Below are 19,693 nucleotides of genomic sequence, written 5' to 3'. Positions count from 1 at the left end.
TACAAATTGTTCGCGCGTTCTCCGCGCCGCCCGAATCATGGACCGCCTGCCTCCGCTGCCCCAGACGCTCGACGAGCAACTCTGCTTCGCGCTCTACTCGACTTCGCACGCGATGACGAAGGCGTACAAGCCGCTGCTCGACAAGCTGTCGCTGACCTATCCCCAATATCTCGCGATGCTCGTGCTGTGGGAACGCGACGATATCGCCGTGAAAGACATCGCCGCGCGGCTCGACCTCGACCCGGCCACGGTCACGCCCCTTTTGAAGCGGCTGGAAGCGCTCGGCTACGTCGAGCGCGTGCGCAGCGCAACCGACGAACGCATCGTGAACGTCCTTGTGACGCCGGAAGGCCGTGCACTGAAGGAGCGCGCGCGGTCAGTACCGGCCGATCTCTTTTGCGCGATGCAGCAATCCCCCGATTTCCTGGTCAGGCTGCGCGCCGATCTCCAGCAGTTGCGCGACGCCCTGTCGGCCGCGAACGAGCGCTGACAGGCGGGCCTCGATGAACCGGCCCGGCACTCCCGGGCCTTTTCTTCAAAAATTCATTTGCACACAAATAATTTGTGTTCTATTGTTTGTGGGTGGCCGGCGACACCCCGTTCGACCGGACCGCTTTTCCTCCCTTTTCCAGACAGGAGCTGCACGATGAACATTCTGTACAAGACCAGCGCCACGAGCACGGGTGGCCGCGACGGCCGCGCGGTATCCGCTGACAACAAGCTGGAAGTCAAGCTGGCCGCGCCGCGCGAACTCGGCGGCACGGGCGCGGAAGGCACGAATCCGGAGCAGCTGTTTGCCGCAGGTTACTCGGCCTGTTTCCTGAGCGCGATGAAATTCGTCGCCGGTCAGGACAAGAAGGCATTGCCGGCCGATACGCAGGTTACCGCTGAAGTGGGCATCGGCCCGAACGACGCAGGCGGCTTCGGGCTCGACATCGAACTGCGCGTGTCGCTGCCGGGGCTCGACAAGGCCGACGCTCAAGCGTTGGTCGAAAAGGCACACCACGTGTGCCCGTATTCGAACGCGACGCGTAACAACGTGCCGGTGCGCCTGACGGTCGTCTGACGCGACGCAAGGCCTGGAATGCAAAAAGGGCGCGTGCGGCATGGTGCCGCACGCGCCCTTTTCTGCTGCGTGACTCGCCGGAGCGGCGGACCTGGCTGCCCGCCCTGCGCTTCTTAGCGCGAACCGAACGTGTACGGGCGGTTCATCGCCGCTTCGCGGTCGATCTTGCGCATGCGGAATTCGAGATCATAGATGTCGGTGGCTTCAGCCAGATACGCGTCAGCGCGCTCTTTCGAGGCCTTTTCAGCGTTCTTGGTCAGCATCAGGAAGAGGTGGCTCAGCAGGTACATGGTTGATCTCGCAATCCAAAGGTTCTTTGACTAGGGTTTTCCCGAATTATAGGGAAAACCCTAGTCTTTGGCCAGCGTCGATCAGACGGTGCGTCGTCAAGTCGCCACAGTGCGGCGCTGGGTTTCGAAAAAGGCCCAGATCATCGCGCTCGCATCGGGGCCGACCGCCGCGTGGAACGGCACGGCTTCGTCGCCGCCGGCCCATGCGTGGTCGAGCCCTTTCACATGGCAGAGCCGCACGACAGGCTCGCCGTCACGGCAGACGTCGGTGATCTGCGCGCCGGCGTCGCGCGTCTCCACTCGCTCGCCGCCGCGCAGCGCGCCGCGGCTGTCGGCAAGCCCGTTCAGGCGCATGAACTGCACCGTCAGCTGGTCGGCATTCTTCGGCGCGACCACGTGGTCGCCGTCGCCCTGGACGACCAGCGCCGGCATGCCCGGATACGCGGCGGCATCGACCAGCGCATCGACCGCCGCCGCCGGGTTCTGGCGCACGCCGCGCCGCATCACGTCCATCGCGGTAATGCCCGAAGTCGCCTCGCCGAGCGCAGGGCCCGAATGCAGGGCCACCGCCGCGAAACGGTCCGGATGGTGCAGCGCAAGAAGCGACGCGAGACCCGCGCCGGCCGACAGCCCCGCGACATAGACACGCGACGCGTCGAAACCATGTTCATCGACGAGCGCGTCGACGAGCGACGCCACCGCGTTCGCCTCGCCGCGGCCCGCTCGGTCGGTATCTTCATACCAGTGCCAGCAGCCGTGTGCGTGCGCGCGCAGCGACTGCTCCGGATACAGCACCGCGAAGCCGTGCTTGTCGGCCAGCAGGTTCATCCGCGTGCCCTGCACGAATTCGTCGACGGACTGTTGGCAGCCGTGCAGCATCACCACGAGCGGCATCGCACCACGCCGGCGGCCGGGCGGCACGTAGAGGCCGTACGCGAGATTCTGGACGAGGCGCCCGAGCGCGGGGGCCATCGGATGTTCGCCGCGCGTCCACTCGCCGGCCGCCCATGCGGCCGCGCGCGGTCGCACGCGCGATTCGCGCGGCGGGGACAGATCGGATACGGCGGGAGAAGCCGCGGCCTCGAGTGCGTCACGTGTGATGCGCTGCGCATCGCGCGCCGCGCGCTTGGCGGCCGGAGACAGCATGCGTTTCATGCCGCCCAGCCACACCTTGGTCAGACTTTTGGTCATCGATCGGGCTCGCAGTCAGGAAAAATAGGGGCACCACAACGGATGCATCGTTCGTCTTTGTGCAATGCACCATAACATTGTTTATGGGATTTTTCCTGCGCGCGGATAGTTCCCGCCCGCGCAAAAAACGGGGCTGGTGCGCACGCGGCGCTATACTGGGGCTTCGCCGCTTGTATCCGTTGTAGTCGTTCTTCCCGGCTCGCGCGTTGATTTAAGCATCTTCCCCGCCTTCGTTCGTCCCCTTCCCGATGTTCGACCTGTCGTCTCACCTGTGGATCATGATCACCGCGTTCGGCGGCGCCGGCCTGACCTTGCCGCTCGCGATCACGATCGCCGTCTGGCTCGCGCTCGGCTACTCGTGGCAACGCGCGGCGGCGTGGCTCGGCGTGCTCGCGGCCGCGATCGGCGTGGTCGCGCTCACGAAGATCGCGTTCCTCGGCTGGGGGATCGGCATCCGCAAGTGGGATTTCACGGGGTTCAGCGGCCATGCGATGCTGTCGACGTCGGTCTATCCTGTCGCGATTTTCCTGGCGCTGATCCGTACCCGCGCGCCGGTGCGACTCGCCGGTATCGCGCTCGGGCTCGCGGCCGGCGTCGCGGTCGGCGTGTCGCGCGTCGCACTCGACGCCCATTCGCCGTCCGAATCGATCACCGGCTGCATCGTCGGCGCGGTCGCCGCGCTCGCGTTCATCGCCGGTTCGTGGCGCGCGGTGCCGCACCGCTGGTCGGTGCCCGCGGTCGTCGCAAGCCTCGCGCTCGTCACCGTGGCGCTGCACGGCATCACGGTGCCGTCGCACCGCTGGGTCACCAAGGTGGCGCTGCAACTGTCGGGCCACGAGCGCCCGTTCGTCCGTGCGCGCTGGAAGGCCAACCCGAACTACCGCCCCGCATCGCAGCCGTCGTCGCTGCAGCGCACCCGGTCGTCGCCGCAAACGCTCCGTACGTGACCGGCCGCCCGGCCGTTACGCCCGCCTCTTTTCACGTCTGACCATTCCATGCGCGCGGCCGCATGAGCACTATGTCGAGCGTTATAACCCGCCCTATATTACGATTACGGTTTCCACCCGTTCGAAACGACTCCACCATGCGCTCAACCGTCCGTCCGCTTCGCCGCACCCTGCTTCGCCTGCTGCCGATCGCCACGCTTGCCGCTGCCGGCATCGCGTTCAGCGCGCCCGCTTCCGCAGCAGACGAACTGGTCGTGTCGGCCGCCGCCAGCCTGACGAACGCGTTCAAGGCCGTCGGCGATGCGTACGAGAAGCAGCATCCGGATACCAAGGTGCTGTTCAACTTCGGCGCGTCGGACGTGCTGATGCAGCAGATCGCCAAGGGCGCGCCGGCCGACGTGTTTGCGTCGGCCGACCAGAAGGCGATGGATCGCGCGGCCGACGAAAAGGTGATCGTGCCCGGCACGCGTCGCGATTTCGCGGCGAATTCGCTCGTGCTGATCGTGCCGGCGGACAGCAAGGCCACCGCACCGAAGTCGTTGAACGACCTGACCGCGCCCGGCGTGAAGCGCATCGCGTATGGCGACCCCGCATCGGTGCCGGTCGGTCGCTACACGGAAGGCGCGCTGCGCGCGGCCGGCCTGTGGGACGCCGTCAGCGCGAAGGGCGTGCTGGCCGCCAACGTGCGCCAGAGCCTCGACTATGTCGCGCGCGGCGAGGTCGATGCGGGCTTCGTGTTCGGTACCGACGCCGCGATCATGCCGGGCCGCGTGAAAGTCGCGCTGACCGTGCCGACGAAGACGGCCATCACCTATCCGATCGCCGTGGTCAAGGACAGCCGCCACGCCGCGCAGGCGCAGTCGTTCATCGACTTCGTCGCGTCGCCGCAGGGCCAGGCCGTGCTCTCGACGTTCGGCTTCAAGCCTGCAGGCAAGTGAGCGTAGCGCGATGCAAGACGCCTGGGTACCGCTGCTGCTGTCGTTGAAGGTTGCCGGCTGGGCAACCGCGCTCGACATCGTGCTCGGCGTCGCGGCCGCGTTCATGCTCGCGCGCTGGCGCTCGCCGCTGCGCGACGTCGTCGATTCCGTGCTGACGCTGCCGCTCGTGCTGCCGCCGACGGTACTCGGCTATTACCTGCTCGTGCTGCTCGGCCGGCGCGGCGTGTTCGGCGCATGGCTCGACAAGCTCGGGATCGAGCTCGTCTTCACGTGGCAAGGCGCGGTGATCGCATCGATGGTCGTCGCGTTTCCATTGATCCTGAAGTCGGCACGCGCGGCGTTCGAAGGCGTCGATCCGCACCTCGAACGCGCCGCGCGCACGCTCGGGCTCGGCGAAGTCGCGGTGTTTTTCCGCGTGACCCTGCCGCTCGCCACGCGCGGCATTCTCGCGGGCGCGCTGCTCGCGTTCGCACGCGCGCTCGGCGAGTTCGGCGCGACGCTGATGATCGCGGGCAACCTGCCCGGCCGCACGCAGACGCTGTCGGTCGCGATCTACGCGGCCGTGCAGGCCGGCGACGACAGCACCGCCAACTTCCTCGTGCTGGTGACGTCGATCACCTGCGTGCTCGTACTGCTCGCGACCGGCTGGCTCGTGCCGTCGCGCGCCCGGCGGAGCCAGCTGACATGAAGCGCTCGCCTCGTTCATCGTCTTTCGCGGTCGTGCGGCTTCGGCGGAGGCACGCATGAGCCTCGTCGTCGATATCCGCAAGACCTACGCAAACGCCGAGCGCCGCTTCGCGCTCGACGTGTCGTTCACGGCAACGACGCAGCGCGTCGTGCTGTTCGGGCCGTCCGGTGCGGGCAAGAGCATGACGCTGCTGGCAATCGCCGGCCTGCTGTCGCCCGACGAAGGCACGATCACGCTGAACGACGAACCGCTGTTCGACGCCACGCGCCGCATCGACGTGCCGACCCGCGAGCGGCGCGTCGCGTACCTGTTCCAGGATTACGCGCTGTTTCCGCATCTGAACGTGCGCCAGAACATTGCATTCGGGCTCACGTCGGGGCTGCGCAACCCGCGCGCGAAAGCGGTGCCGCCGGAAGTCGCGTACTGGCTGCAGGCGTTCGATCTCGAAGCGCTCGCGGGGCAGTATCCATCGCAATTGTCGGGCGGGCAGAAACAGCGCGTCGCGCTGGCGCGCGCACTGGTCGCGCAACCGCGGATTTTGCTGCTCGACGAACCGTTCGCGGCGCTAGACGGTGCCATGCGCCAGCGCATGCGTCACGAGCTCGCGGAGCTGCAGGCGCGGCTCGATATCCCGATGGTGCTGATCTCGCACGATCCCGACGATGTCGCCGCGTTCGGCGACCAGGTCGTGCAGTTGAGCGAAGGACGCGTGCAGGCGACTCCGCCGCACGCCGAGTGGCCGACGCGCGTCATGTGAGCGCGCGAGGCCGTGGTCGTGGCAGGCAGGTTGGATCCTGAGAGAAGCCGCGTGTAGCGGCATAGGCTGAAAGCGGAAACGAAGCCGGAGCCGTGCAGGCGCTGTGCGATGCCGGCTTCGCCCCGCCCGTTACATGATCGTCGACGCGCGCCGCCCGGCCTGCTTCGTCAGCCCGTCACCGCAAGAATCACGCTCGACGCCTTGAACAGCGCGATCGCCGGCCTGCCGGCGTCGAGCTGCAGTGCAGCGACGCTCTCGTTGGTCACGACGGCCGTCAGCGTCCCGCCGCCGTCGAGCGCCAGCGTCACCTCGCTGTTCACCGCGCCCGCCGCGACGGTCTCCACACTGCCGCGCAACTGGTTCCGTGCGGACACCTTCAACTCGTGCTCGCCATCGTCGACCGCGAGCACGACCCACGACGCCTTCACCAGCGCGCAGGCGTCCGCGCCGACCTGCAGGCCGAGCGCATCGGCGCTTTCGTGCGTCAGCACGGCAACGATCGGCTGTCCGCCCGGCAACGCGAGCGTGACCTCGTCGTTGACGGTGCCGCGCACGATCGATGCGACCTTGCCGAACAACTGGTTGCGCGCGCTGGTCTTCATCCCGATCCGGCCGATCAGCGCCCAGTCGACGTCGAACCCGGCCACGGCCGCGCTCGCGGCCTCGATGAACCGGCGATGCTCGCGCTCGATCGTACGGAACGCGGCGATCAGCGACGTGGCGCGCGGCGTCAGCGTCGTGCCGCCACCGCCCTTGCCGCCCGTCGAACGCGCGACGAGCGGTTCGCCGGCAAGATTGTTCATCGTGTCGACCGCATCCCACGCAGCCTTGTAGCTGAGGCCGACGGCCTTCGCCGCGCGCGTGATCGAGCCGGTGTCGCCGATCGCCGCGAGCAACGCGATGCGCGTGGCGCCGCCGAGCGTCTGCTCGCCGGCGCGCAGCCACAGCTCACCGCCCAGTTCGAGCGGTTCGGCGGACGGGGAAGAATGCGGTGCGTCGGTCATCGGGATGCGTGCGGGAATCGGGCGGCCATTATAGTCAGCGCGGGCCGGTCAACCGGGCTTGCCGTCGAGCTTCGGCGGCCGCAGGCTGGCCAGCAGCGTTTCGGCGTCGCGCGCCGCGCGCTGTTCGAGCGCCGCGCCGTAGCCACGCACGAAACCGAGCTGGTACGGCGGCGCAACCAATTTTTCGAGGTGCTGCAGCGCGACCATCGTGTCGTTCGCTTCGCCGAGCACGCTCTGCACGCGCGTGAGCGTCTTGACCGTCTCGGTGCGCGTGCGGCGCGACGCCAGCGACGCGAAGAATTCGAGCGCATAGCGCAGCCGCTTTGCATCGATCCGCACCTGATGGCGCGCAGCCGTATCGAGCGACGTCAGCGACGGCGACGCGTACAGATGACCGAACAGCCGCCGCACGCGCTTCGTCGCGTGGCGCCGCAGCGAGGGCGCGTCGCCGTCTTCGGCGGCCGGCAGCGCAAGCGAGCTCAGCCACTCGAGCCAGCCGAGCGTCAGCCGCGCATAGCGAGCCGAATGCAGCGCCTGCCGCAACTCGACCCGCGCGGCCGCGCACTGCGCGCGCGCGGCGTCGAGCGTACCGTTCCACTCGCCGTCGCCGCCGTCGGCCGCGATCAGTGCGGGCAGGCTTTCGGTCGCGAACACGTCCCAGTCACGCACCGTGCCGAGCAGCGACGCAAGCCAGCGCAGGTCGACACCGAGCGTGTCGCGCCACTGGCGATCGGCAAAGCGCGGGAAGAAGCGCATCAGCGTGCGCAGGCGGCGCAGCGCGACACGCATCTGGTGCACGAATTCGGGATCGTCGTGCTCGAGCACCCCGCCCTCGTTGCCGAGCCATTGCGCGGTGATGTCGCCGGACAGCGCGAACAGCGCGGCGCGCTGCGTGCGCACGCCGGTCAGGTCGACGAGCCTGGCCTTGACGGCCCCGTCGGCGGCCGGCTCGGCCGCGCATGCGCGATCGATCACGCTCGTGAGCTGCACGAATGCGGGCCACGCGCCGCTCAATTCGCGCGCCGCGGCAAACAGCGCATGCAGCGCGGCGGTACGCGCGGGCAAGGTTTCCCAGTCGGGCGCGGCAAGGCGTAGCTCGACGTAGCGGCGCGGCGGCTCGCTGCCGCGATGCAGCGTGACGTCGTCAAGCGTCATCTCGACCACGACGCCGCTGTCGTCGGCCCAGCGCCCGCGCCGCCGTTCGCTGACGAGGCGCAGCGCCGACGATTCCGGCTGCACGCCTGAGGCCGGGGGCACTGCGGCGTCGGGCGCGACGCCATCCGCTTCGTCGGCAGGTGCATCGGCCTCGGCCGCGGCAGCCGCCTCGGGCACGGGCAGCGGCATCGCGACGGCGATGCCCTCATGCTCCGCGTCGAACAGCTCGCGCGCAGTCACGCCTGGCGCAAACGCCTTCGTGCGCGACGCGACCACACGCCTTCCATGTGCGTTCGACTCGACCCACGTCCACCAGCTCGCGCCTGGGCTCGACTCGGCCTCCTCGATCTGGCACGGCTCGATCGTCACGCGCTCGTGGCCGCGGCGCATCCGGACCTGCGGGCAGATCCGCCACGCGCGCACGAGTTCAGCGCCGAAATCACGCTGCGCCCCGCGGGCGCGACTCGCGGCCTTGACCGGCCACCCTTCCAGCGACAGCGACAACACGATTTCCAGCACACGCGACATGGAGGCTCCTGCACATGAAGAACTGCCGGCGCATCGATCGCGCCGGCGTCACCCGTGAAGCTGCTTCCATAGTACACGTCGCGAAAACTCGCAGGCGACGATCTGGCCCTGTCGCGCTGTCGCAGGTCAAACAGCGTATTGCGCGAGGCCGTTGCCGAACGACCAGTCCTCCTTCAGCACCTCGACAAGACTGATGAATACGTCCTGCTGCCGCACGCCCGGCTGCTGCGCGAGGTTGTCCGCGATCGCCCGGTACAGCGCCCGCTTCTGCTCGAGCGTGCGCGTGTTGTTCGCGGTGATCTGGATCATCACGAGATCGTCGCTGCGTTCGATATCGAGATAGTGACGACCGAACACGAAATTCTCGGCCGCGTGCTCCGTGACGACCATGAAGATGTCGTCCTCGGGCACGTTGAACGTGTGCATCAGCGCGCGATGCACGCCATCGACGAGCGCCGCGCGGTAGGCGGCCGGCTTGCCTTCGCGAACTGCGATACGGGTGAATGGCATGGTCCTGCTCCTGTCGGTGAAGGTGACGTTGAAGAACGGAAACACAGCGTCAGGTTAGGCGCGCCGAACTATAATGAACAGTCATCGATGAATATTTCATCCATTTACATCGAAAATGAAAGTCCTTGATCTCGATGCTGTCCGTGCGTTCGTGCTGGTCGCCGATCTCGCCAGCTTCACGCGCGCCGCCGATGCGCTCGGCACCACGCAATCGGCCGTCAGCCTGAAGCTGAAGCGGCTGGAGGCCCACCTCGGCAAGCCGCTGCTCGCGCGTACGCCACGCATCGTCAAGCTGGCCGCCGACGGCGAGAATTTCCTGCCTGCCGCCCGCGCCCTGCTCGATGCGCACGATCATGCGCTGGGTGCGATCTCGGCCGGCACGCATCGGCTGTCGCTCGGCGTCAGCGAGCACGTCGCCGTGCCCGACCTGCCGGCCGTGCTCACGAGCCTGCATCGGCAGGATCCGGGGTTGTCGCTCGAAATGCATCTCGGCACGTCGACGAACCTGCTCGCGCAATACGACGAACGCCGGTTCGATGCGGTGATCGTGCGGCACGAGCCAGGCGAAGACCCGCCGCGCGAGGACGGCACGCTGCTGTTTTCCGAACCGCTGGCCTGGCTCGCCGCGCCGGACTGGGTACCGCGCGCGGGCGAACCGCTGCCGCTCGCGGTGCTGGCCGGCCCGTGCGGCGTGCGGGCCGCCGCGCTGCGCGCGCTCGACCATGCGGGACGGCCGTGGCGCGAGCGCTTCACGGGCGGCGGCGTGGCGGCGGTCACGGCCGCCGCCGCCGCGGGGCTCGCGGTCTGCCCGCTGGCGCGGCGGGTTGCGCCGCGCACGCTGGTCGACGCCGGCGCGAAATTCGGGCTGCCGCCGCTGCCGCTGTCGCAGGTCGTGCTGTATTCGCGCGTGCGCGATGCACGTGCCGGCGCCGCGTTGCGCAGGTTTGCCGACAGCCTTGCAATCTCGGCGTAAACTGACGGGTTCCGCCGCCCGCAATCTCCAGAAGAATTCCAATGAAGCCCGAAGCCCGCAAGCACCTCCGAGCCAACCTGCTGATGCTCGCCGCCGCCGCGATCTGGGGTTCCGCGTTCGTCGCCCAGCGCCTGAGCCTCGACGTGATCGGGCCGTTCCTGTTCACGGGGCTCCGTTTCCTGCTCGGCGCGCTGGTGCTGGTGCCGCTGCTGATGCTGAACACGGCGTCGCGCACGCAGCTCGCGGCGATCCGCCGTGAGCCGACGCTGCTGCTGCCGGGCCTCGCACTCGGCGGGTTGCTGGCGGTATCGATTTCGCTGCAGCAGATCGGCCTGCAGTACACGCGCATCGCCAACGCGGGCTTCATCAGCTCGCTGTACGTCGTGATCGTGCCGCTGATGGGTGTGTTCGCCCGTCACCGGATCGGCCCGGGCACGTGGTTCGGCGCGCTGCTCGCGGCGATCGGCCTGTATTTCCTCAGCATCAACGAGCAATTCTCGGTGCTGTACGGCGACTGGTTCCAGCTCGCCGGCGCCGTGATCATCGCCGCGCACGTGATGGCCGTCGGCCATTTCGCGAAGCGCCACAATCCGCTCGTGCTCGCGTTCATGCAATTCGTCGTGTGCGGCGCGGCGTGCCTCGCGGTCGGCCTCGTCATCGAGCCGGTCAGCGGCACGATGCTGCGCAACGCGCTGCCGACGCTGCTGTACGGCGGCCTGCTGTCGGTCGGGGTCGGCTATACGATGCAGGTCGTCGCGCAACGCGACGCGGCGCCCGCGCACGCAGCCGTGATCTTCAGCATGGAAGGCGTATTCGCGGCAGTCGCCGGCTGGGCCGCGCTCGGCGAAACGCTGACGCTGCGCGCGCTCGTCGGCTGCGCGCTGATGCTGGCCGGCCTGCTCGCGTGCCAGTTGCTGCCGAACGGCGACGCCCGGAAAAAGGACGAAGACGCACTGCCGGCGTGACACGCACCGTCCCTATAATGACGGATCGCGTGACTTCCACGCCAACCGCTTCCGACAGGCCAGCTCCGTGACGTCCACTACAGTCGATCCCGCCGGCGACCTGCTGCGCGAACGCGCAGCGCATTACGCCACCCAGGCGGCGCTGTTCCTGCGCGACCAGGCGCTCTCCACCGCGTCGCACGACCTGCGCAGCCCGCTGAACGCCATGCACAGCTGGGCGTACGTGCTCGAGCGCCAGCTCGCCAACGCCGATCCGAACCTGCAGCGTGCGCTCGCGGGCATCCGCACGGGCATCGACCAGCAGGTCGGGCTGATCGACGACGTGCTCGACGCGCCGCGCGCGGAAACGCGCACGCTCGCTGTCAAGCCGCAGCCGTTCGCGCTGCGCGCGCTGCTCGACGACACGATCGCGCTTGCCCGTTTCTCGCTCGCCGACGCACGACAGGTCGCCCTCGACGCGACGCTGCCTGACGGCGAACCGTCGCTGACCGCCGACCGCGAACGCATCGCGCAGGCGCTATGGACGATGCTGACGACCGCGGTCGAAGCGAGCGCCGCCGGCAGCCGCGTGACGTTTGCGTGCGCTCGCGACGGCATGCAGTTCACCGCGCGCGCCACGTGTACCGTCAACGCGGACGCGCTCGTCGATCCCACGCAACCACACGCGTTCGAATCGTTCGCACGACGCGAGATGCTGCGCGAGCGCGACGCCAAGCGGATCGCCTGGACGCTCGCGCTTTGCCAGCGCGTCGCACTCGCACACGGCGGCACGTTCGCGCACGACGCGTTCGCCGATGGCGCCCCGGCCACCATCACGTTCTCCGTGCCCGGTGAGGCGCCGGTGTAATCAATCGGCTGCCCGTCACATTACAAATTCCTTTCTGGCTCTATACTAATGGGCCTGTCATAACCGGAGTGTTTCTTTGTTACAGATCTTCGCGCTCATCGGCGCGTTGTTCCTGGTGGCCCTGAACGGGTTCTTCGTTGCGGCCGAATTCGGCCTCGTCAAACTGCGCGCCACGCGCGTCAAGACACTGGCCCGCAAGCACGGCCTGCGCGGTCGCATCCTCGGCATCGTGCACGGCCGTCTCGACGCGTATCTTTCCGCGTGCCAGCTCGGCATCACGCTTGCGTCGCTCGGCCTCGGCTGGGTCGGCGAACCGGCCTTCGCGCAACTGCTCGGCCCGCTGCTCGACCTGATCGGCGTGGAATCCGAACGCGTCGTGCACCTGATCTCGCTGGTGTTCGCGTTCTCGCTGATCTCGTTCCTGCACATCGTCGTCGGTGAGCTCGCACCGAAATCGATGGCGATCCGCCAGTCTGAGAAGGTCGGCCTGTGGGTCGCATTGCCGCTCTATGCGTTCTACTGGGCGATGTATCCGGCGATCTGGGTGCTCAACAACAGCGCCAACGCGGTACTGCGGCTCGCGGGGCTCTCCGCCGACCACGGCAGCGACGCCCACTACTCGACCGACGAGCTGAAGCTGATCCTGCGCAGCCGCCGCAGCACGGCCGGCAACCCGGCCCAGCCGGCGCGCGGCACGTACAGCAACGACGAGTGGAACACGCTCGCGCATTCGCTCGATTTTTCGTCGATGACGGTGTCGGACCTGATGCGGCCGGCCCATGAAATGATCGGCCTGCGCCGCGATCTCCCGCTGCCCGACAACATGGAGATCGTCGCGCGGCACCGCTTCAGCCGCTATCCGCTGTTCGAGGATGCGTCGCGCGAACAGGTGAGCGGGCTGATCCACCTGAAGGACCTGCTGCTCGCGCGTCACGCGGGCGCGGCGCTGGAAGACCTGTCGGACTATGTCCGCCCCGTGCAGTACGTGAGGCCCGACACGCCGGCGCTCGACCTGTTCCGCCGCTTCCGCAAGGGCGCACCGCACTTCGCGCTGGTCGGCAACAAGGGCGAGAAGCCGATCGGCTTCCTGACGCTCGACAACCTGCTCGGCGCGCTGGTCGGCCAGATCCACGACGAGTTCCGCCAGGGCGACGCCGACTGGAGCCGCCTCGACGACGGCACGCTGATGGGCAAGGGCAGCCTGCCCGTCGTGTCGCTCGAACAGGCGCTCGGCATCGACATCGACGAAGGCCGCGCGGAATCGGTCGGCGGCCTCGTGATCCAGGCGCTCAGCGATCTGCCGACCGAAGGGCAGCGCGTGTCGTTCGACCGCTTCGACGTCGTCGTGAAGAAGATGAACGGGCCGCGCATCGTGCTCGTGCGCGTCTACCCGAAGATCTCGAAAGAGGCCGACGAATGACGGCCGCGCTTCGCCGCACGCGATGAACGCCACGCTGCCGCGCTGCTGCGTGATCACGCCGGAGCCGGCATCCGCGTCGGCGGCCGATCGCGCGGCGTTCCTCGACCGGCTGTCGGCCGTGCTCGCACGCGGCGAGACCCTCGTGCAACTGCGCGTGAAATCGCTCGATGCAGCCGCGTTCGTGCAACTCGCCGCCGACGCGCTCGCGCGCTGCGACGCGGCCGGCGCGCACCTGATGCTGAACGGACCGATCGATGCAGCAGGCGTGATGCGGCTGGACGGCGCCGGCTGGCATCTCGACGGCACCGCGTTGCGCGCCGCTGCGCAACGACCGTTGCCTGCCGGACGCCGGGTGTCTGCCGCCTGCCACACGCGTGACGACCTGCTGCTGGCCGCGCGCGCCGGCGCGGATTTCGTCACGCTGTCGCCCGTGTTGCCGACACTCAGCCACCCCGGTGCGCCGACGCTCGGCTGGACGCAGTTCAACGCGCTGGCCGCGGAGGCCGCGATGCCCGTCTTCGCGCTCGGCGGCATGACGCGCGCGCACCTCGACGAGGCGCGCCGCCACGGCGCCTACGGCATCGCGGGCATTCGCGGGTTCTGGTAGTTCGGGGATTCCTGCGGTACGGCCAGGCGCAGATGCGCCCGGCCTCTCAAACGCTTACCCGCTCACATCATCATGCGTTCAGGTTCGGACGCCATCCGCGCCACGCACCATCGTCGATGCGACGTGCATCGTGCGTGAGCGCATACCGGTTGACGTCACCCGTCAGCCACGCGACGAGCGCATACGGCGGCAACACCCCTTCATCGACCCGGTCGCGCGCACGCGCCGGCGTCTCGAACACGACCCGCCCTCTCGGTGCATCGAACGGCACCGCGTCGGGCGACAGGTTCAACGCGATCGTCAGCGTCTCGTCGTCGGCGAGCTTCCATGATGCAAGCAGCGCGTCGGCATCGCCGTCGCCGTCCGACTTCAGCGCACGCGCTTCCTGCGGCCGGCAATCGGACAATCGCGGTGCGATCAGCTTCGCGCGCACCGCGAGCGCCGACTGCACGAAATGCGCTCGATCGGCGTCGCGCGCGGTTTCGTCGAAGATCAACGGAATCTGCGGTGTGAGCAGCGACAGCGCAAGGGCAGCCAGACCGGCCTCCTGCCCGTGGTCGCCTTGTCCGCTGTCGCGCCACGCGCCATCGGACAGCACCAGCGACGTCAACGACAGCCCGCTGTCGGCAGCCATGCCTTCGCCCACCCCGGCCGGCTGGAATGCGGCCCCGGCCGCGGTCAGTGCGCGGGCGAGCGTGTGGATCGACTGGTGCGTGGAAATGCCTTCGTGGGCCGACGTATCGCGCCCCGTCAGCCGGTGCAGCGCGCGTTCGCCGCATCCGTTCCACTGCGCATCGAAATGCGTATCGGCAAGATGCGCCGGATGCCGCTCGCTGCCGAGTACGAGATGGATCAGCCGGTCGGCCGGCACGGCCGCGCGCACGCGGTCGGCGATCTCGCGCAGCCACGACACGCCGATCCGGTCGGCTTCGCGCAGGCGCAGCCCGTCGCAACGGTACTCGTCGATCCAGTACAGCGCGTTGTCGCAGAAGAAATCGCAGACTTCCGGATGATCGAGCGCGAGCGGCGGCGCCTGGAGCGGATCGTCGCGCGTATGGAAGAACGGCGCCGCGTAGTGGCGCAGCGCGTCGGTGCCGCTGCCGAAGCGCGCGTAATCGAGTTCCAGCAGCACCGCGAGGCCGTAGCCGTGCGCGTCGTCGATCAGTGCCTTCAGCGCGTCGGGACCGCCTTCGGCGGCGAGCGGCGCGAACGGCAGGCTGTCGTGCGGCGACGCGAGCAGTTCCAGCGCGGTCACGCCGAGGCGCGCGAGTTGCGGCAGGCGTCGGCGCACGCCGTCGAAGCCGCCCACCGCGTGTGGACGAATCGCATAGAGCGCGATGTCTTCCCATGCGCGCCCGTGCCAGAACGTGTTGCGCCACGTGAATGCGCGCGGATCGATGACCTCGCTCGGACCGTTGAGCCCTTCGGGTTGCGAACGCGACGCGGGATCGGGAATCGACACCGCATCGTCGAGGCGATAGCGGTAAAGCGCACCCGCGCCGCAATCGGCAAAGACCTCGAACCAGTTCGTGCCGGCGGCAGCCATCGGGACGAGCAACGGGCCGAAGCCGGTATCGAGTTCGAGCTGGACCTGCGTGCTGCCCGGCGCCCACACGCGAAAATGCGTGCGCGGCGTCGCACAGAGCGCGCCACAGGGCTGGGCGCCGAACGGCAAGCAGTGAATGTGGTGCTGCGCATACGGATCGTGCGGACAATCGGACATCATGCGCTCCTCGTGCGTACCGAGCGGCATGGCCGCGCCCGCGGGGCGCGGCGCATCGGGGCCCGGCATGCGACGGCCAGGCGGGGGGAGAGGAACGAGTATGCGCCGGATTCGCTACCGCGATGCATCGTGCCCGGACATTTTTAAATACGAATCGACCCCGGAAAAACCGCAATCCGACACGCCCCGACGAGTCGGGTAGCCCGCATACCGGGATGACCACTCGCCTTGTTGCACCGGCCGCGCACGCTTACGCTCTGCGCCAGGCTCGCGGACACGTCGTCCGCCCCCAACCGAGGAACCCGCCATGTCGCTTCCCGCCAGCGCCGCCAAATTCGATCCGGCACGCGCGCACGAATACGCCGAGCAATCCCGCATCGCGCTCGCCGGCTACGATGCCTGCCACGAACTCACCGCGTGCATGCTCGCGTCGGCCATCGACACGCCCGAGGCGCGGATCCTCGTCGCGGGTGCGGGCGGCACGGGGCAGGAGATCTGCGTGGCGGCCGCGCTCGAGCCGGGCTGGCAATTCACGGCCATCGACCCGTCCGCGCCGATGCTCGCGCTTGCGCGCTCGAACGTCGAGGCCGCGGGCTTCGGCACGCGCACGGCGTTCGTCGAGGACGGTGTCGATGCGTTGCCCGATGCATCCGCGTTCGACGGCGCGACACTGATCGGCGTGCTGCATCACGTGCCCGGCGACGAAGCGAAGGCCGCGCTGCTGCGTGCGATCGCGCGGCGCCTGAAGCCCGGCGCACCGCTCTTGCTCGCCGGCAACCACCGCCGCTACGCGGACCACCCTCGCCTGCTCGACGCATGGCAGCAGCGCTGGCGCATGAAAGGCGCGACGCCCGACGCGGTGCGCGCGCAACTCGCGAAGATCCTGCAGGGCGCCGATCCGCCCGCGTCCGAGGAAGCCGTGTTCGGCCTGCTGCGCGATGCGGGCTTCGATGCGCCGCTGCGCTTTTTCTCGAGCCTGTTCTGGGGCGCGTGGATCGCGGTGCGGCGCGCGTGATGGAGAAGACGCGGCCGGCCAGACGCGGACGGCCAGGCACGGCTCGTCACGAAGCGCGATGCGTTTCGCGTACACGCGCCATGCGCTGGGTATGATGTCGTTCCCGTCCCCACCTCCGGCGTCGACATGCTCACCGTCCATCACCTGAACAACTCGCGCTCGCAGCGCGTGCTCTGGCTGCTCGAAGAACTGGATGTGCCGTACGAGATCGTGCGCTACGCGCGCGATCCGAAGACGATGCTCGCGCCGCCCGAGTTGCGCGCGATCCATCCGCTCGGCAAGTCGCCCGTCGTTACCGACGAAGGCCGCACGTACGCCGAATCGGGCGCGATCATCGAATACCTGGTCGAACGCTACGGCAATGGACGCCTGGCGCCGCCGCCCGGCGCGCCCGAGCGGCACGACTACACGTACTGGCTGCACTACGCGGAAGGGTCGGCGATGCCGCCGCTGCTGCTCAAGCTCGTCGCGCTGCGGATCGCCCATGCGCCGATGCCGTTCTTCGCACGGCCGATCGCGCGCAAGATCGCCGACACGCTGCAATCGAGCTTCGTCGATCCGCAGATCGCGCTGCATCTCGGCTATGTCAACGACACGTTGAGCCGCACCGGCTGGCTCGTCGGCGACGGTTTCAGCGCCGCCGACATCCAGATGAGCTTTCCGCTCGAAGCGGCGACCGCGCGCGGGGGCGGCAGCCGGTATCCCGCGATCGCGCGCTTTCTCGATGCGATCCATGCGCGGCCCGCGTACCAGCGGGCGCTGGAGCGCGGCGGCCCGTACGACCTGCTCAAGTAACGCTGCGGATGACCCGGGCCTGCGTCAGCTCAGCAGGCCCGCCGCGACGTTGATCGACAGCCCGAGCACGGCCATGTTGAAGTAGAACGACAGGATCGACTGCGCGAGTACCGAGCGCCGCGCGGAGCGGTTCGTCATCGACACGTCGGCCGTCTGCGACGCGACCGCGATCGTGAACGCGAAATACAGGAAATCCCAGTAATCGGGCTCCGGGCTCCGGTCCGGGAAACGAAGCGCGCGGTCGTTGCCGGGCGAGCCGTAATAGAGGCGCGCATAGTGCAGCGTGAAGATCGTCGGAATCATGAACCACGCGCCGAACAGCGTCGCGCCGGTGATCGCGTAGTGGCTGAGCCCCGCGCGAAAGCCGACACTTTTGACGGTCGCGAGCTCGATCGCGATCGCGGCCACGCTCGCGACGGTCGCAAGGGACACGATGGTCAGCACGGTCGTCGCGTTTTCGTCCTCGCGAATCGCGATGTCGCGCACCTGGTCATGATGCGCGGTTACCATGCGCACCCACATCAGCGCGAGATACAGCCAGACCGCGCAATCCCAGCCGATCAGCGCCCGTACGGTCGGACGCAGCGGAAACGGCAGCAGTACCGCGCACAGCAAGCCGGCGACGAACGCCGCGACCATGCGCGGCCGGTTGCGTAATACCTGCGGATAAATCGTCATCGTGTGGTTCCGAAAGCGGATGGAAAGGGTTCGACCGGTGCGCCGCGTCGGCGCGTACCGTGCCCCGATTATCGCCATTCCATCGTGACGTGGCGATGGGGGCGCGAGCGCCTAAGATATTGGGATGACTGCCACCGCCCCCCTCTGCCGCCATCCGGCGAACACGGCCGGCCGCGACTTCGTCGTCGGCGACCTGCACGGCTGCGTGGATGTGCTGCGCGCGCTGCTGCACGACATCCGCTTCGACCCGGCCCGCGACCGCCTGTTCTCGGTCGGCGACCTCGTCGACCGCGGCCCGGCCTCCGAAACCACGCTCGACCTGCTCGACCGCCCGTGGTGCCACGTCGTGCGCGGCAATCACGAGGAAGTGCTGAGCCTCGTGGCGCGCGGCAAGCTGTCGCCCGACGCGTGGCGCGGGATCGGCGGCGACTGGGGGGCCGACCTGCCGCCGGAACGGTTGCACGCGCATGCGGCACGCGTCGACGCGCTGCCGCTGGTGCGCGTGATCGGCGACGGCCCCGGGCGCTTCAACGTGCTGCATGCGGAATTCTTCGGCTCGGACGCCGATCTCGACACGGGCAGCTATGCGCACGACGTGCGCGAGCGGCTGATCTGGGGCCGCGATCTCGTCCAGGGGCTCGCCGATCCGGCACGGCAGGCCGGGCTGTCGCTGACCTGCACCGGACACACGCCGGTGCGCGCGCCGCAGCGGATCGGCGCGCAGTGGTTCATCGACACGGGCGCGTTCGCACCGGCCGGGCGGCTCACGCTCGCCGAGCCGCGCACCGGGCGCACCTGGTCGATGACGCAGGCCGAAGCGCGCGAACGCCGCGCGGGCGACTGGCCGCTGCCCTGAGGCGGCTGATAGGGCCGATATGCGCTGACGCCGCGAGCGAGCCCTAGCCGACCTGGTTCAGTTCGAACACCGCATCGACGGCCGAGCCGTTCCAGTTGTATTCGAGGTAGGCCGCGTGATGGCAGTCGCGCAGCAGCGCGGTGCGGAACGCCGCCAGGCACTCGCCGCGCGGGTCGCGCACCGACGGATAGACGATCCCCGCGCCGCCCGCATTGCGCACCGCGCGCCCGAGCGCCTGCCCGGCGCTGTAATCGAGCGGGTGCAGCCACGCCGGATCGCGTTTCGGCCACGTGCGGATGTCGGCCACTTCGCCTTGCGCGATCACCGTATAGAGCCGCATCTGCTGGCGCATCGGCGGCTCCTTCGTCGCCTCCAGGAACAGCGCGCTGTGGTAACGCGTTTCGGCGATCGCCGTATCGCGCGAACGCGCGCAGTAGAACACGCCGTAGCTGCCGTCGGAAAAGCGGCTGCCCTGCGGATTCAGGTGCGTGAACGCGGCCATGATCGGCCCCCAGCCCTGCCCGTAGCGGCGCTCGGCGGGCGGCACGAGGTCGAGTGTGCCGACTTCGTTGCGGATCCGGTCGTTGGTCAGCGATTCGAGTGCGTAAAGCGCGTCGAAATCGTCCGCCGAGGCCACGCGGTCGAACAGGTTGATTGCCGGGAAGCGGGTGGGAATCACGCGATAGGCTGGCGCCCAGTCGACCGCGGTCGTGGGCCATTGTTGTGCTTGGATCGGCATC

At 68.6% G+C, this 19,693-nt stretch carries 22 protein-coding genes; 14 read left to right on the top strand and 8 right to left on the bottom strand.

The genetic code is table 11. The annotated features are described in order from the left end of the window. Positions 1-37: 37 nt before the first annotated feature. Positions 38-490 (top strand): MarR family transcriptional regulator, encoded by a 453-nt coding sequence (locus tag FFS49_RS25380; protein WP_039358079.1) that lies wholly within the window; start codon positions 38-40, stop codon positions 488-490. Between the two features lie 156 nt (positions 491-646). Further along, the gene (locus FFS49_RS25375; protein WP_039358076.1) at positions 647-1,066 is read left to right on the top strand and encodes an organic hydroperoxide resistance protein; all 420 of its coding nucleotides are present in this window, start codon (positions 647-649) and stop codon (positions 1,064-1,066) included. Between the two features lie 113 nt (positions 1,067-1,179). Here the strand turns inward: FFS49_RS25375 and FFS49_RS25370 are convergent, their stop codons facing one another. Continuing rightward, entirely contained in the window at positions 1,180-1,356 is a 177-nt protein-coding gene (locus tag FFS49_RS25370; protein WP_069251078.1) for a DUF3563 family protein, read from the bottom strand. A 96-nt stretch (positions 1,357-1,452) separates the two neighbouring features. After that, complete coding sequence (locus FFS49_RS25365) at positions 1,453-2,547, bottom strand: PHB depolymerase family esterase (RefSeq protein WP_039358072.1); 1,095 nt, start codon at positions 2,545-2,547, stop codon at positions 1,453-1,455. A 248-nt stretch (positions 2,548-2,795) separates the two neighbouring features. Between FFS49_RS25365 and FFS49_RS25360 the strand changes: the two genes are divergently transcribed. The 4 genes from FFS49_RS25360 (at position 2,796) to FFS49_RS25345 (ending at position 5,877) form a co-directional block, all read left to right on the top strand. Continuing rightward, a complete protein-coding gene (locus FFS49_RS25360; RefSeq protein WP_105818914.1) occupies positions 2,796-3,494 on the top strand; it encodes a phosphatase PAP2 family protein in 699 nt (232 codons plus the stop codon). Positions 3,495-3,631: 137 nt separating this feature from the next. After that, complete coding sequence (gene modA / locus FFS49_RS25355; protein WP_071332937.1) at positions 3,632-4,432, top strand: molybdate ABC transporter substrate-binding protein; 801 nt, start codon at positions 3,632-3,634, stop codon at positions 4,430-4,432. A gap of 10 nt (positions 4,433-4,442) precedes the next feature. Continuing rightward, positions 4,443-5,120, top strand: a complete 678-nt coding sequence (modB, locus tag FFS49_RS25350) for a molybdate ABC transporter permease subunit (RefSeq protein WP_039358066.1) — start codon at positions 4,443-4,445, stop codon at positions 5,118-5,120. Between the two features lie 55 nt (positions 5,121-5,175). Next, positions 5,176-5,877 (top strand): ATP-binding cassette domain-containing protein, encoded by a 702-nt coding sequence (locus FFS49_RS25345; RefSeq protein ID WP_105818915.1) that lies wholly within the window; start codon positions 5,176-5,178, stop codon positions 5,875-5,877. A 167-nt stretch (positions 5,878-6,044) separates the two neighbouring features. Here FFS49_RS25345 and FFS49_RS25340 read toward each other — a convergent pair whose 3' ends face one another. From FFS49_RS25340 to FFS49_RS25330, 3 genes are all read right to left on the bottom strand, one after another. Beyond that, positions 6,045-6,881 carry a TOBE domain-containing protein gene (locus tag FFS49_RS25340; protein WP_071332938.1) on the bottom strand — a complete coding sequence of 279 codons (837 nt, stop codon included), beginning with the start codon at positions 6,879-6,881 and terminating at the stop codon, positions 6,045-6,047. Positions 6,882-6,929: 48 nt separating this feature from the next. After that, a complete protein-coding gene (locus FFS49_RS25335) occupies positions 6,930-8,564 on the bottom strand; it encodes a CHAD domain-containing protein (protein WP_105818916.1) in 1,635 nt (544 codons plus the stop codon). Between the two features lie 126 nt (positions 8,565-8,690). Continuing rightward, positions 8,691-9,074 carry a tautomerase family protein gene (locus tag FFS49_RS25330; RefSeq protein ID WP_011355834.1) on the bottom strand — a complete coding sequence of 128 codons (384 nt, stop codon included), beginning with the start codon at positions 9,072-9,074 and terminating at the stop codon, positions 8,691-8,693. A gap of 115 nt (positions 9,075-9,189) precedes the next feature. Between FFS49_RS25330 and FFS49_RS25325 the strand changes: the two genes are divergently transcribed. From FFS49_RS25325 to FFS49_RS25305, 5 genes are all read left to right on the top strand, one after another. Then, positions 9,190-10,047 carry a LysR substrate-binding domain-containing protein gene (locus FFS49_RS25325; RefSeq protein WP_105818917.1) on the top strand — a complete coding sequence of 286 codons (858 nt, stop codon included), beginning with the start codon at positions 9,190-9,192 and terminating at the stop codon, positions 10,045-10,047. 41 nt (positions 10,048-10,088) lie between these two features. Further along, a complete protein-coding gene (locus FFS49_RS25320; protein ID WP_039358050.1) occupies positions 10,089-11,012 on the top strand; it encodes a DMT family transporter in 924 nt (307 codons plus the stop codon). A 67-nt stretch (positions 11,013-11,079) separates the two neighbouring features. Continuing rightward, entirely contained in the window at positions 11,080-11,859 is a 780-nt protein-coding gene (locus tag FFS49_RS25315) for a HAMP domain-containing sensor histidine kinase (protein WP_105818918.1), read from the top strand. 76 nt (positions 11,860-11,935) lie between these two features. After that, positions 11,936-13,279 carry a hemolysin family protein gene (locus FFS49_RS25310; protein ID WP_039358046.1) on the top strand — a complete coding sequence of 448 codons (1,344 nt, stop codon included), beginning with the start codon at positions 11,936-11,938 and terminating at the stop codon, positions 13,277-13,279. A gap of 22 nt (positions 13,280-13,301) precedes the next feature. Next, the gene (locus FFS49_RS25305; RefSeq protein WP_105818919.1) at positions 13,302-13,886 is read left to right on the top strand and encodes a thiamine phosphate synthase; all 585 of its coding nucleotides are present in this window, start codon (positions 13,302-13,304) and stop codon (positions 13,884-13,886) included. A gap of 70 nt (positions 13,887-13,956) precedes the next feature. Here the strand turns inward: FFS49_RS25305 and FFS49_RS25300 are convergent, their stop codons facing one another. Further along, entirely contained in the window at positions 13,957-15,609 is a 1,653-nt protein-coding gene (locus tag FFS49_RS25300; RefSeq protein ID WP_071333660.1) for a DUF3459 domain-containing protein, read from the bottom strand. A gap of 307 nt (positions 15,610-15,916) precedes the next feature. Between FFS49_RS25300 and FFS49_RS25295 the strand changes: the two genes are divergently transcribed. Both FFS49_RS25295 and FFS49_RS25290 read left to right on the top strand, forming a co-directional pair. Further along, entirely contained in the window at positions 15,917-16,624 is a 708-nt protein-coding gene (locus tag FFS49_RS25295; protein ID WP_105818920.1) for a class I SAM-dependent methyltransferase, read from the top strand. A 126-nt stretch (positions 16,625-16,750) separates the two neighbouring features. Continuing rightward, positions 16,751-17,419, top strand: coding sequence for a glutathione S-transferase (locus FFS49_RS25290; RefSeq protein WP_105818921.1), 669 nt, complete (start codon positions 16,751-16,753; stop codon positions 17,417-17,419). A gap of 24 nt (positions 17,420-17,443) precedes the next feature. On the opposite strand, the gene FFS49_RS25285 is transcribed toward FFS49_RS25290, so the two are convergent. Next, positions 17,444-18,097 carry a DUF1345 domain-containing protein gene (locus FFS49_RS25285; RefSeq protein ID WP_039360521.1) on the bottom strand — a complete coding sequence of 218 codons (654 nt, stop codon included), beginning with the start codon at positions 18,095-18,097 and terminating at the stop codon, positions 17,444-17,446. Between the two features lie 124 nt (positions 18,098-18,221). On the opposite strand from FFS49_RS25285, the gene FFS49_RS25280 reads away from it, so the two are divergent. Beyond that, the gene (locus FFS49_RS25280) at positions 18,222-18,953 is read left to right on the top strand and encodes a metallophosphoesterase (protein ID WP_039360518.1); all 732 of its coding nucleotides are present in this window, start codon (positions 18,222-18,224) and stop codon (positions 18,951-18,953) included. 43 nt (positions 18,954-18,996) lie between these two features. Here the strand turns inward: FFS49_RS25280 and FFS49_RS25275 are convergent, their stop codons facing one another. Continuing rightward, complete coding sequence (locus tag FFS49_RS25275) at positions 18,997-19,692, bottom strand: RES family NAD+ phosphorylase (RefSeq protein WP_039360515.1); 696 nt, start codon at positions 19,690-19,692, stop codon at positions 18,997-18,999. Position 19,693 lies beyond the last annotated feature (1 nt).

This window comes from Burkholderia sp. 4NA327C6 (assembly GCF_005502655.1).
GTDB lineage: Bacteria > Pseudomonadota > Gammaproteobacteria > Burkholderiales > Burkholderiaceae > Burkholderia > Burkholderia contaminans.
This window is presented reverse-complemented; position numbering and strand designations above follow the sequence as displayed.